This window comes from Acinetobacter geminorum (assembly GCF_013009345.1).
Taxonomy (GTDB): Bacteria; Pseudomonadota; Gammaproteobacteria; order Pseudomonadales; family Moraxellaceae; genus Acinetobacter; species Acinetobacter geminorum.
In genome coordinates this window covers 21277-33664 of the sequence record NZ_JABELE010000016.1, presented here as the reverse complement: position 1 = coordinate 33664, position 12388 = coordinate 21277, and the positions used below count along the sequence as shown (strand labels likewise).

Sequence of the window (12388 nt, the reverse complement as noted above, 5' to 3'; positions counted from 1 at the left end):
AACAAAGCGCTGCAATCAGAGCAGCGCTTTTTAAAAGAGATAGATGATTAATCATTCACCAGCTTAAAGGATGTTATTTATCCAGACGTTTAATTAATTCATCCGGTGTTAGGTATCCACCTAGGTACTCGCCATCAACATTGTAAATAGCTGGTGTTCCATTTACACCCATGTTTAAGCCAAGTTGATATTGTTCTCGAACAGGGTTTTTACATTGAGCAGGTGGGATATTGATACCTTGTACTGCTTGGTTAAAGGCAGCTTTACGGTCTGCACTACACCATACAGCCTCCATAGTCGGCATAAACTGTTCACCGCGTGGCCAAGCGATATAACGTACCTCAATACCTTTTTCATTAATTTCAGGTAAATGCTCATGTAATTTATGGCAATAAGGACAGCTTGCATCGGTAAACACATAAATCACATGTTTAGCCTTACCACCTTTAGCTGGGTAGACAATCAAATCTTCATTTTTTAAAGCAGCAAGATGCTTCTTGTTTTCTGAAGCTTGAAGATTATCGCCAATATTATGCAGTTCTTTACCGCCTAAACGAATGACATCACCTTGAATCAGGTATTTGCCATCACTGGTTGTATAAATCGACGTCATTCCTTCGAGATTTACCCAATATAAGTTAGGCACTTCAGTAGGCTTGATATCTAGAATTTTGGCGTTGATGTTTGCATTCTTAAATTGTTTTTGCAAAGTTTCAATTAACCGCTGTTTCTCATTGCGTTCAATGATGGTTGAAGCTTCCCCAGTAGCAGGTGCGGTCGCAGTGAGCGCATCTTCTTTTTGTGGTTTGTTTTCTTTAGAACAAGCACTGAATAACAGGCTAGAAGCCAACGCACAGGCAAGAAAAAGTTGAGATCGGGTAAAAGACATAGATAACCCTTATTTCATCAGTATTTATAGTCAGAAGCTGCTAAGCATAACAAAAAATCTAGTTTGTATTGTTAAAACTTTCTTAACCTTTGTGAACGAAATCAATTGATTGTTGGGTGTATTTCAAATAATAAGTTTTAAATTTTTTAACCTCTAGGATGATGTTTTTCATGCAATTGTTGCATTCTTACTTGTGCTACATGTGTATAAATTTGAGTCGTTGATAAGTCACTATGGCCCAGTAACATTTGTACTACGCGTAAATCGGCGCCGTGATTAAGCAGGTGTGTTGCAAAGGCGTGACGTAAGGTGTGAGGTGATAGTTCAGCTTGAATATTGGCTTGAAGCGCGTAACGCTTAATGGCATACCAGAAGTTCTGACGGCTCATAATCCCGCCATGCTGAGTTAAAAATAGGTAGTCGGTTGAACTTTTATAAAGTTGAGGCCGAGCATCCTGTAAGTAGCGTTCTACCCATTCACAAGCAAATTGGCCTAGCGGGACCAAACGCTCTTTATTACCTTTACCAGTAATTCTTAAATAGCCTTGTTTTAGGTTAATAAGTTCTAGGCGTAAGTTCAGCAGTTCTGAAACACGTAAACCACATGCGTAAAGAACTTCAAACATTGCCCGATCACGCAAACCCAGTGCCGTATCAATATCAGGAGCCTGAATCAGTGCTTCGACATCTTCTTCTGATAAATCTTTGGGTAAGGCTCTGCCAATTTTGGGAGAATGATGGGTTGCTACAGGATTATCGCTTCGTAATTTCTGTTCACGTAAAAATTTGTAAAACTGGCGTAGAGTAGATAAGCAGCGGGCAATCGAGCGCGGGCTTTTTCCAACTTTAGTCAACTCAATCAAAACATCAGCGATATCATCACTAGTCCACTCTGGGAGAGCTGATTTTTTATGAAGTTCACTGCATTGAATGAGGTCGGATAAATAAGCATTACGTGTATGTGGACTTACCGTCTGAGCAACGAGGTAGTCACGAAAACCTTGTAAAAAGCTTAAATGTTCAGGTATTTGAACAGGGCTTGGAATACGCGGTTTTTTATTCAACATACACTACATCCTCTAAACCTCTGTACTTTAAAAGAAACTTTAAGGTTTGTCGATTAAACTGAATAAGAAGTGAAATTTAACCTTATTTGGTAATTATTCTCATTTATATGTATACTATTAAAAAAGGTTTAGGATCGGATGCGGTGCGTTTATCAGCTTTAAAAGTGAAGCAAGCGGCGACCATCACCAAAGTGAATCGGATAGAACTAGAGTCCGAGCAACAAGATTTGGTCGCAATTCGTTTGGAAAGTCTGGGCTTTGTACCGGGCACACGAGTGGAAGTGATTACCAAAGGTGTTTTTGGTGGTGATCCGATCTTGATCCAAATAGGCTTTACTCGTTTCGCTTTACGTAAAGCAGAAGCGGAAAAAATTGAAATTCAAGTAGAAGAAGGAGTACCCGCATGAGTGATGCGTTACGTATTGCCCTTGTGGGAAACCCTAACTGTGGTAAAACCTCTCTTTTTAACCATTTAACTGGAACTCGACAAAAAGTCGCCAACTATGCGGGTGTAACGGTCGAGCGTAAGGTTGGTCATTTTCAGTTGCCTTCAGGTCGAGCTGTGCGTGTACTCGATTTACCGGGTACATATAGTCTTAATGCAACCAGTCCTGATGAAGTGATTACCCGTGATGTCTGCTTGGGTAAAATTGAAGAAGAGGGGCAGCAAGATGCCTTTTTATGTGTGGTTGATGCAACTAACTTAAAATTGCATTTAGGGCTAGTGCTCGAAATGATCGAGCTAGGTCGCCCGATTTTACTTGTACTGAATATGATGGATGAAGCGCGCCGTCGTGGTATCCAAATTAATACTCAAAAGCTGTCCCAGCGTTTGGGCGTACCCGTTGTTGAAACAGTTGCTGTTCGAAATGCGGGTATTGAAAATTTATTACACGCTCTTGATCAAGAAAAATACAGTGTGCCACAAACCGAACTGAGCGGTTTAACTGGGACTCATCATCAGAAAATCGATATGATTTTTAAAGATGTTGTTCATTATGTTGATCAGGGTGATAAGCGGACTGATTTTCTAGATCGGATTTTCTTACATCCAGTTTTAGGCCTACTTAGCCTTGCCATCATGATGTTTATTGTGTTCCAAGCAGTTTTTGCATGGGCAGCTCCTTTTATGGACGGTATTGAGGGCTTCTTCGGCTGGCTGGGTGAAGTAATAGGAAGTGTGATTACGCAGCCACTACTGCATAGTCTGGTTGTCGACGGAATTATTGCGGGTGCAGGTGGCGTAGTTGTGTTCTTGCCACAAATTTTAATCTTGTTCTTCTTCATTTTGGTATTAGAAGAATCGGGCTATTTACCGCGTGCAGCATTCTTGCTTGATAAATTAATGTTCCAAGCTGGCTTAAGTGGTCGTGCTTTCATTCCTTTACTTTCGAGCTTTGCTTGTGCAGTACCGGGAATTATGGCAACGCGTAGTATTAGTGACCCTCGTGATCGTTTTACGACCATTATGGTTGCACCTTTAATGACCTGTTCGGCACGCTTACCTGTATATGCCTTGCTGATTGCTGCCTTTATTCCAGAGAAAATGGTCTGGGGTATTTTCAACTTACAAGGTTTAGTGCTTTTCGGTCTGTATATGGCTGGTATTGTGAGTGCTCTTTGCGTTTCATTTTTAATGAAGTTTTTGCAAAAAGATAAATCACAGCATGCTTTACTGCTAGAGCTGCCAAGTTATCGTTTCCCTGATTTAAAAAGTGTGGGAATCGGTTTATTGGATCGTGCAAAGATCTTCTTGAAACGCGTCGGTGGAATCATTTTTGCGCTCTCTATTTTGCTTTGGTTCTTGTGTACTTTTCCGCAGCCACCAGAAGGGGCGACATTACCTGCCATAGATTATAGTTTTGCAGGTATGCTCGGGCATCTTATACAACCTTTATTTGCTCCAATTGGTTTTAACTGGCAAATCTGTATTGCTTTAATTCCAGCTATGGCAGCTCGTGAAGTGGTAGTCGCGGCATTAGGTACAGTTTATGCCTTGTCTGCAACAGATGATGATGCTGTGGCACAAGGTTTGTCACATCTGATTAGTTCGGATGGAACAGGTTGGTCTTTGGCAACAGGTTTATCGCTTTTAGTGTGGTTCATTTATGCTCCACATTGTTTGGCAACATTGGCAACGGTACGCCGTGAAACAGGTTCATGGAAACATGTTGCAGCTATGACTGCATATCTGTTTGGTTTAGCTTATTTTGCATCGTTTGTTACCTATCAAATTGCTTCCCACTATTGGGGTTAAGGCAATAAAGGAGGTTGTATATGGTTCAATATCTGATTATTGCGGTTTTAGTGATTTGGAGTGCTGTAGTTGTTTTTAAGAAAGTATTTCCAAAAACAGCAAATTCAGTCTTTTCATCACTCTCTACATTTTGCGAAAAGCAGGGTTGGGTAACTTTGGCAAAGTGGCTTAAACCGAAAATGACCTTTGGTTGTGCTGGCGGTTGTGGTTGTTCAAGCGAAGATAAACCTACCAATACAGTTCAAGAAATTAAGCCGATTAAATGGCAGTAGATTCAGTATTTCTTGTTTCGTTTAAAAAGCCATCATATTGATGGCTTTTTTACGCACTGACACAAAAAAAGATGAATAAAGTTCAAACTGAAAAAGCATTCAAAACAGCAAAGTGCTAACATTTTTGCCATTCTGTCGATTGATAAATTGTGGGGCAAAAATGTTAATACAACGTGGTGGGTTAAAAGTTGTAGCAGGCTTGGGAATCTCAGGCGTTTCTGCTGTAAATTTCTTGCATCAACAAGGCTACCAAGTTGCAGTAACAGACTCTCGCCCCACGCCGCCAGGACATGATCAGATTCCAGCTGGCGTTAAAACTAGTTTCGGTCAACTTGACCAAGAATTATTATTACAAGCAGAAGAAATTATTTTAAGCCCAGGCCTTGCACCACAATTACCAGAAATTCAGGCAGCTATTGCTAAAGGTATTTCTGTGGTAGGGGATATTCAATTATTACGCCGTGCAACCGATGTGCCTATTGTTGCAATTACTGGCTCTAATGCGAAAAGTACAGTAACGACTTTAATTGGCTTAATGGCTAAAGATGCGGGTAAGAAAGTTGCCGTGGGTGGCAATCTTGGACGTCCAGCTCTAGATTTATTAAAAGATCAACCTGAATTAATTGTACTTGAGCTATCAAGTTTTCAGCTAGAAACCACGTCTCATTTGAATGCTGAAGTTGCTGTGGTTCTCAATATGAGTGAAGATCACTTAGATCGTCACGGCAATATGTTGGGTTACCATCAAGCAAAACACCGTATTTTCCAAGGTGTTAAAAAAGTAGTATTTAACCGTGATGATGCTTTAAGTCGTCCTCTTGTTCCAGATACAACACCAATGCAAAGCTTTGGTCTAAATGCTCCAGACTTAAATCAATATGGTGTTTTAAGAGATGGCGATGGCACGCTTTGGCTTGCACGTGGTTTGCAGCGTTTAATTAAAAGCTCAGATTTATATATTCAAGGCATGCATAACGTAGCAAATGCTTTGGCTTGTCTCGCATTAGGTGAGGCAATAGGCCTGCCTATGGAATCCATGCTTGAAACCTTAAAACAATTTAAAGGATTAGAGCATCGCTGTGAATATGTAAAGACTGTGCATGATGTACGTTATTACAATGACTCTAAAGGCACCAACGTTGGTGCTACGCTTGCAGCGATTGATGGTTTAGGCGCTGCAATTGAGGTTAAAAAAGGTAAAGTTGCCTTGATTTTAGGCGGGCAAGGTAAAGGTCAGGATTTTGGACCATTACGTTCTTCTATCGAAAAATATGCCAAAGTTGTGGTATTGATTGGTGAGGATGCTCCGGTTATTGAACAAGCAATTCAAGGTGCAACCAAAATTTTACATGCAGCAACGCTTAAAGAAGCTGTAGAGCTGTCTCAACGTGAGACTCAGGCCGAAGATGTGGTGTTGTTATCACCAGCATGTGCAAGTTTTGATATGTTTAAAAGTTATAATGACCGTGGTCAGCAGTTTGTTGCCTGCGTCAATTCGTTGGTTTAAAGAAAACATGATTAGGAATGTAGTATGGCAGGCTTAGCTCAGACCACAATCCAGAAAATCAATCATTGGTATGAACGGATATTGCCTAAATGGCCAGCGGAAGTGACGCCACGTAATGTCCTGATTTTCTGTGTCGTTGCATTATTGTGTATCGGTTCCGTGATGGTTGCATCTGCTTCGATGCCCTATGCTGAATATATGCATGAAAACCCGTTTCACTATGTGATTCGTCATGGTATTTCGATTGTCGCTGCGGGTGTAGTGGCTTATTTGACCTATCGAATATCACTAAATACGTGGTTTAAAAATACCTTCCCGCTGTGGTTATTAACCATGGTTCTGTTGCTTGCTGCTTTGGTAGTGGGTTCGGAAGTCAACGGTTCTACACGTTGGATTAAGATCGGTGGCTTTACCTTGCAGCCAACCGAGGTTGCCAAAGTCATGATGGCGATCTTTACCGCAGACTACGTTGTACGCCGTGCCAAAGAGGTTCGTACTCATTGGAAAGGCTTATTGCGTTTAAGTGGGGTTATGGCAATCACGGTTGGTTTAATTATTGCTGAGCCTGACTTGGGAGCAACTGTCGTTATTGTCATGATGATGGTTGGGGTGTTCTTTTTAGCGGGTGCGCCGCCAACTCAGTTCTTAATCATGCTTGGCGCGATTGTCACGGGTATCGTGTTTTTGATCTTATTTGAACCATACCGTTTCCAGCGTTTGATCTCGTTTACTGACCCATGGGCAGATCCATTAGGTGTAGGTTATCAGTTATCAAATGCACTAATGGCTTTTGGTCGTGGTGAATGGTTTGGTACAGGCTTAGGTCACAGTGTACAAAAACTATCTTATTTACCTGAAGCGCATACTGACTTTATGTTGGCAGTGCTAGGTGAAGAATTTGGTTTCGTGGGTATTTCTATTGTTATTGGCTTGTCTTTCTTGATGCTAGCATGTTGTATCAAAATTGGTCACCGTGCTTTGAAACATCATTACCTTCGTGCAGGCTATTTAGCTTACGGTATTAGCATTATTTTCTTGCTTCAGATTTTGGTAAATGCGGGCATGAATATGGGTTTAATGCCGACGAAAGGTTTGACTTTGCCATTCATTAGTTATGGTGGTACGTCTTTAATGATGTGTGCTGCGATGATTAGCTTAATCTTAAAGATTGATGCATCAACACAAGAAGTCAACCCAGAACGAGAAGAGTCAAACTTCTAATTGAGTATTTAGAAGTTTAAAAAGCCTGATTTGATATCGGGCTTTTTTATTATTTATAGATATGTTCCGCTGAGCTCTTGCCCATGGGGAATCAAATCAACATTCCACTGCGCTACAGCCTGTTTGAGCATCGCTCTAGGCTGATCTAAATCAACGTTGGGTTGTCCCAAGGCCAGTATTGCTTTTTGAAGTAATTCAGGCGCTTTTGATAAATCGAGTGCTTGGGCTAGATTTTGTTTAGAGAGCTTTTGCCCTTGGTCATTCATGGCAAGGGGAAGGTGCATATAGCTCAATTTAGGGTAACCCAGAAGCTGGCCTAACCAAATCTGACGTTCGGTGTTATCTAATAAGTCCGCGCCTCGAACGACATGGGTAATACCTTGTAGATAATCATCCACAACGACCGCAAGTTGATAGTTAATAATTCCATCACGGCGCTTAAGAACAAAATCTCCAAGATCATATTGTAGATTGGAGCAATGACGTCCTTGCAATCGATCATCAAAACAGATCTGCTGATCTTGAACTTTTACCCGAATCGCTTGACCTTGAAAATCAAGATTGAGATCGCGGCAAGTACCTGCATAGATTGCATTTGAACCAAGCATTTTGCGGGTACATTGACATGCATAGATAAGACCTTCTTTTTTGAGTTGGTCTAATACGCTTTCATAAATGTCTAAACGATTTTTTTGAAAGATGATGTCTGTATCGGGTTCGAACTGGAAGGCTTCAAGTGATGTGAGAATATGCTCTTCGCTGCCGGGATAAATACGAGGAATATCTGTATCTTCGACACGAACGAGCCATTTGCCTTGATGGGCTTTTGCATCGCAATAGCTGGCAACAGCAGTAATGAGTGATCCAAAATGCAAAGGGCCGGTTGGCGATGGCGCAAACCGACCTGAGTATGAAAAGCTAGGCTTTTCTTGAGTAGCTACAGCGGTCATATTAACCGTTATTTTGCTTCTCTTTAATTTCTGCCAAAGTTTTGCAGTCAATACATAACGTTGCAGTTGGACGCGCTTCTAAACGACGTAAGCCGATTTCAATACCACAAGTTTCACAGAAACCGTAGTCTTCATTCTTAATAGCTTCCATAGATTGTTCGATTTTACGAATTAACTTACGTTCACGGTCACGTGTACGTAATTCAATTGCAAATTCTTCTTCTTGGGTCGCACGGTCGTTTACATCTGGCAGTGCAGTTGATTCGTCTTGCATCGTATTTAAAGTACGATCAACTTCAGACATTAATTCAGCTTTCCATGCTTGCAGAATTTGTCGGAAATGCTCGAGCTGTCCTTCAGACATGTACTCTTCATTTTTCTTAGGTTGATAAGGTGCAATACCAAATAAACTTGCAGTTGTGCCTATGTCAGAAGTTTTAGGTTTCACTTTACGTGCACGTTTTGCAGAAGCTTTGTCACCTTCCACTACAACTTCTGTATGTTCATCCAAAACTTGGTTGTGGTTGTCATTCGCCATAATAGGGCATTCCTCATCATACACGTATTATCTATACGCAAAAAATATGGTGATATGCAAGTGTTTTTATAGAAAACCATCGATGGGATTTTCCCATCGGGTCGTCATCATATAGATTTTTCCTGCAAGATGATAGTCATTCCGCCCCGTAAATATTTTCAAAACGTGTTTGCCCCAGTCATAATTATATATAAGCATATAAGAAATAGGGCTAATAGCCTGAAATATCAGTGTTTATATGGCCATGAAAATTTTCAAGACGGAAGACTTCTGTTTCAAAACTACCATCGTTTTTTAGACGAATGTAACGGTAGCCGGGAGCATTTTGATCGAGTGCAAAATCATTACTAAAGGGTTTAAACTGAACACTTGTCGAAGGTGTAGAGAAAAATTCGACCCCTTGCCAAATGTTGATTGAGTCTTGATGAACATGCCCGCAGACCAAAGCTTTTACATTTTTAAACGGCGTTAATGCTGTAAGTAAAGCATTAGAATTTTGTAACTTGTGATGATCAATCCATTTTGACTTCATGGCAAAAGGGTGGTGATGACAAGCCAGCAAAATCGGGTTATCTGCATACTCTTCAAGTAAAGCCGTTAAGTTCTCTAGCTGTTCTGCTGATAGATGTCCATCAATATGACCTTTTACCGCACTATTTAATAGAATAATCCGCCAGTTCCCTAAGCAAATGACCACAGGTTCCTGATGATTCTCTTTATGCAATGGAAAATGGTCAACATTGTCATGATTACCTAAGGTCTGAAAAAAGGGCAGACCAAGCGTTTGCATATATTGAATATAACGTTTGTAGGTAATAGGCGTTGGTGCCTGAGCTAGGTCCCCGGTATGGATAATTGCATCAGTTTCAGGATGTTTATTAAGTATCTGTTGAATAATGGCGTGAAAGCTTTCTTCAGGATTCATACCCACAAATTCTAAATGCGGATACTCCAATAGGTGGGTATCGGTAATTTGTATAATGACATGGTCTTTTTGTGAAAGTGTTGAGACTTGAAAAGTCACCGTCCTACCTCTTCGGGTTTATTATCGTTTTGCTGTGTTGGGCCAGCCATTGTAATGCCATAATGACAGGAGCATTTCTTAAACGTCCGCTGTCGAGTAGAGTCTGGATTTCACTATAATTAAATAAGTGCAATTGAATATTTTCCCCCTCATCATCTACGCCAAAAACACCCCCTTCAGCGGGTAATTCAGTTTCGGCAACATAGAGATGAAATAACTCTGAGCAAGCACCAGCTGACGGGTAAAAGCTAAATAGATGCTCTAAATTTTGAACTTCGCAACCTGATTCTTCAAGGCTCTCTCGTCGAATACAACTTTCTGGTGATTCATCACCATCTAGCACGCCTGCAATTATTTCTAACTGCCACGGTGATTGAGCATCATCTAAAGCCCCAACACGGAACTGTTCAATCAGAGCAAACTGTTGTTTTTGATCGTTGTAGAGTAGTACGCCAGCTGCTTCAGGCCGATGAACGAGTTCACGCTGCAATACATGAGTATATTCAGATTGATTAAATAGACGATGTCGAAGGCTGACTTTTTCAACTTGAATAAAACCACGGAATAGAGATTCACGTGATGTTACTTCGACATCTTTAGATGTATAACTTGGACGTTCAACAATACTCATGATTCGATCAGGACGAAATCTATTTATTTCATCCTAACCGAGAATCAGGGCTAGGCAAGTGTTTTTTTTGAATATTTACACTTTATGATACAGTTTTTGACCTTGCTCCTGATAAACCTCTTTCATCGCTTTGAGGCCTTCTTCAACCTCTGAATCGTTATTGGTGAGGTTGTTGGCATAGTCGCGTACATTCTGAGTGATTTTCATTGAACAGAATTTTGGACCACACATTGAGCAGAAGTGTGCAGATTTATGAGCCTCTTTTGGTAAGGTTTCATCGTGCATACTACGTGCTGTATCAGGGTCTAGACTTAGGTTGAACTGATCATCCCAACGGAATTCAAAACGAGCTTTTGATAAGGCATTATCGCGAACTTGAGCACCCGGATGCCCTTTCGCAAGATCGGCAGCATGTGCTGCAAGCTTGTAGGTAATAATTCCGTCTTTAACATCTTTTTTGTTTGGTAAACCTAAGTGTTCTTTTGGTGTCACATAACAAAGCATCGCTGTGCCGTACCAACCAATCATGGCTGCACCAATTGCAGAAGTAATGTGGTCATAACCCGGAGCGATATCTGTTGTTAATGGTCCAAGCGTATAGAATGGTGCTTCTTTACACACTTCTAACTGAAGGTCCATGTTTTCTTTAATCATGTGCATTGGTACATGACCAGGGCCTTCAATCATGACTTGAACATCGTGTTCCCATGCACGGTGAGTCAGTTCACCTAATGTTTTGAGTTCGCTGAACTGTGCTTCGTCATTTGCATCTTGGATACAGCCAGGACGTAAGCCATCACCTAAGCTAAATGAAACGTCATAAGCCTTCATGATTTCACAGATTTCATCGAAATGTGTGTATAGGAAGTTTTCTTCATGATGTGCTAGACACCACTGCGCCATGATTGAACCACCACGAGATACAATACCTGTTAAACGGTTTGCTGTAAGTGGTACATAGCGAAGTAATACACCAGCGTGAATTGTGAAGTAGTCAACACCTTGCTCGGCTTGTTCAATTAGTGTGTCTTTGAAGATTTCCCAAGTTAAGTCCTCTGCGACGCCATCAACTTTTTCAAGTGCTTGATAGATTGGCACGGTACCGATTGGAACAGGTGAGTTACGAATAATCCATTCACGTGTTTCATGAATGTTTTTACCTGTCGACAAATCCATAATGGTGTCGGCACCCCAACGCGTTGCCCAAGTCATTTTCGCAACTTCTTCATCAATTGAAGAGCCAAGCGCTGAGTTACCAATGTTGGCATTAATTTTAACCAAGAAGTTACGACCAATAATCATTGGTTCAAGTTCTGGGTGATTAATGTTTGCAGGAATGATCGCACGACCTTCAGCAACTTCTTGGCGAACAAATTCAGGTGTAATTTCTTTTAAGTTTTTTGCACCGAAATTTTGTCCAGCATGTTGACGCATATCAACACCTTCACGCTGGCGTTGATTTTCACGAATTGCAATATATTCCATTTCAGGTGTGATAATACCTTGCTTGGCATAGTGCATTTGAGTGACATTTTTGCCTGCTTTGGCACGGCGCGGATTTTGAATGTGCGCAAAACGAATATCAGCGGTACGAATGTCTTTTAAACGTTCTTGACCAAACTTTGAAGTTAAACCAGAAAGTACGTCAGTATCGTTACGCTCTTCAATCCAGTTTTGGCGAACTGAAGGTAAACCTTTGTCTAAATCAATTTGAACATTTGGGTCGGTATAAACACCTGAAGTGTCATATACCATAACAGGAGGGTTATGTTCACCACCAAGGCCAGTTGGGGTGTCGGTTAAAGAAATTTCCCGCATTGGAACCTGAATGTCAGGGCGAGAGCCTTCAATATAAACTTTTTTAGAAGCGGGTAAGATGCGAGTTAAATCTTTTGCATCTTGTTCATGTTGTGCTGAAATTTCAGCAGAAGAAAGATTCGTTAACTGGTTCATCACATGATCCTTATGAATAACATCAACGAATCAAGCACGACCAAAAACGATGGCGGATTTATCTTTATTAGATAAATTT

12 protein-coding genes are annotated in these 12388 nt (G+C 40.9%); 5 read left to right on the top strand and 7 right to left on the bottom strand.

Features of this window, described 5'->3' with window-relative positions:
* Positions 1–73: 73 nt before the first annotated feature.
* Both HJG58_RS14865 and xerD read right to left on the bottom strand, forming a co-directional pair.
* Entirely contained in the window at positions 74–889 is an 816-nt protein-coding gene (locus HJG58_RS14865; RefSeq protein ID WP_032006847.1) for a DsbC family protein, read from the bottom strand.
* Between the two features lie 146 nt (positions 890–1035).
* A complete protein-coding gene (gene xerD, locus HJG58_RS14860; protein ID WP_170249505.1) occupies positions 1036–1956 on the bottom strand; it encodes a site-specific tyrosine recombinase XerD in 921 nt (306 codons plus the stop codon).
* Positions 1957–2099: 143 nt separating this feature from the next.
* Here xerD and HJG58_RS14855 point away from each other — a divergent pair, with 143 nt between their 5' ends.
* The 5 genes from HJG58_RS14855 to ftsW all read left to right on the top strand — a co-directional run bounded on the left by HJG58_RS14855 (position 2100) and on the right by ftsW (position 7213).
* Positions 2100–2363: a FeoA family protein gene (locus tag HJG58_RS14855; RefSeq protein WP_081032098.1), complete on the top strand. Its 264-nt coding sequence runs from the start codon at positions 2100–2102 to the stop codon at positions 2361–2363.
* Positions 2360–4213: a ferrous iron transporter B gene (gene feoB, locus HJG58_RS14850; protein WP_170249504.1), complete on the top strand. Its 1854-nt coding sequence runs from the start codon at positions 2360–2362 to the stop codon at positions 4211–4213. The genes HJG58_RS14855 and feoB overlap by 4 nt, the downstream gene beginning before the upstream one ends.
* Before the next feature lie 20 nt (positions 4214–4233).
* The gene (locus HJG58_RS14845; protein WP_170249503.1) at positions 4234–4485 is read left to right on the top strand and encodes a DUF6587 family protein; all 252 of its coding nucleotides are present in this window, start codon (positions 4234–4236) and stop codon (positions 4483–4485) included.
* A 160-nt stretch (positions 4486–4645) separates the two neighbouring features.
* Entirely contained in the window at positions 4646–5992 is a 1347-nt protein-coding gene (murD, locus tag HJG58_RS14840) for a UDP-N-acetylmuramoyl-L-alanine--D-glutamate ligase (protein ID WP_170249502.1), read from the top strand.
* A 24-nt stretch (positions 5993–6016) separates the two neighbouring features.
* Entirely contained in the window at positions 6017–7213 is a 1197-nt protein-coding gene (ftsW, locus tag HJG58_RS14835; protein ID WP_005079447.1) for a putative lipid II flippase FtsW, read from the top strand.
* Positions 7214–7266: 53 nt separating this feature from the next.
* Here ftsW and gluQRS read toward each other — a convergent pair whose 3' ends face one another.
* The 5 genes from gluQRS to thiC all read right to left on the bottom strand — a co-directional run bounded on the left by gluQRS (position 7267) and on the right by thiC (position 12309).
* Positions 7267–8163: a tRNA glutamyl-Q(34) synthetase GluQRS gene (gene gluQRS / locus HJG58_RS14830; protein ID WP_170249501.1), complete on the bottom strand. Its 897-nt coding sequence runs from the start codon at positions 8161–8163 to the stop codon at positions 7267–7269.
* A 1-nt stretch (position 8164) separates the two neighbouring features.
* Positions 8165–8701, bottom strand: coding sequence for an RNA polymerase-binding protein DksA (dksA, locus tag HJG58_RS14825; RefSeq protein WP_002121205.1), 537 nt, complete (start codon positions 8699–8701; stop codon positions 8165–8167).
* Between the two features lie 211 nt (positions 8702–8912).
* Positions 8913–9725 carry a 3',5'-cyclic-AMP phosphodiesterase gene (gene cpdA / locus HJG58_RS14820; RefSeq protein ID WP_170249500.1) on the bottom strand — a complete coding sequence of 271 codons (813 nt, stop codon included), beginning with the start codon at positions 9723–9725 and terminating at the stop codon, positions 8913–8915.
* Between the two features lie 4 nt (positions 9726–9729).
* The gene (locus HJG58_RS14815) at positions 9730–10356 is read right to left on the bottom strand and encodes an NUDIX domain-containing protein (RefSeq protein WP_170249499.1); all 627 of its coding nucleotides are present in this window, start codon (positions 10354–10356) and stop codon (positions 9730–9732) included.
* A 75-nt stretch (positions 10357–10431) separates the two neighbouring features.
* Positions 10432–12309, bottom strand: a complete 1878-nt coding sequence (gene thiC / locus HJG58_RS14810) for a phosphomethylpyrimidine synthase ThiC (RefSeq protein ID WP_002121180.1) — start codon at positions 12307–12309, stop codon at positions 10432–10434.
* Between the last annotated feature and the right edge of the window lie 79 nt (positions 12310–12388).

Excerpts from the sequence above, each read along its gene's own strand:
- HJG58_RS14865 (WP_032006847.1), bottom strand. The coding sequence starts at position 889 with ATGTCTTTTACCCGATCTCAACTTTTTCTTGCCTGTGCGTTGGCTTCT.
- xerD (WP_170249505.1), bottom strand. The coding sequence starts at position 1,956 with ATGTTGAATAAAAAACCGCGTATTCCAAGCCCTGTTCAAATACCTGAA.
- feoB (WP_170249504.1), top strand. The coding sequence starts at position 2,360 with ATGAGTGATGCGTTACGTATTGCCCTTGTGGGAAACCCTAACTGTGGT.
- HJG58_RS14845 (WP_170249503.1), top strand. The coding sequence starts at position 4,234 with ATGGTTCAATATCTGATTATTGCGGTTTTAGTGATTTGGAGTGCTGTA.
- murD (WP_170249502.1), top strand. The coding sequence starts at position 4,646 with ATGTTAATACAACGTGGTGGGTTAAAAGTTGTAGCAGGCTTGGGAATC.
- ftsW (WP_005079447.1), top strand. The coding sequence starts at position 6,017 with ATGGCAGGCTTAGCTCAGACCACAATCCAGAAAATCAATCATTGGTAT.
- gluQRS (WP_170249501.1), bottom strand. The coding sequence starts at position 8,163 with ATGACCGCTGTAGCTACTCAAGAAAAGCCTAGCTTTTCATACTCAGGT.
- dksA (WP_002121205.1), bottom strand. The coding sequence starts at position 8,701 with ATGGCGAATGACAACCACAACCAAGTTTTGGATGAACATACAGAAGTT.
- HJG58_RS14815 (WP_170249499.1), bottom strand. The coding sequence starts at position 10,356 with ATGAGTATTGTTGAACGTCCAAGTTATACATCTAAAGATGTCGAAGTA.
- thiC (WP_002121180.1), bottom strand. The coding sequence starts at position 12,309 with ATGAACCAGTTAACGAATCTTTCTTCTGCTGAAATTTCAGCACAACAT.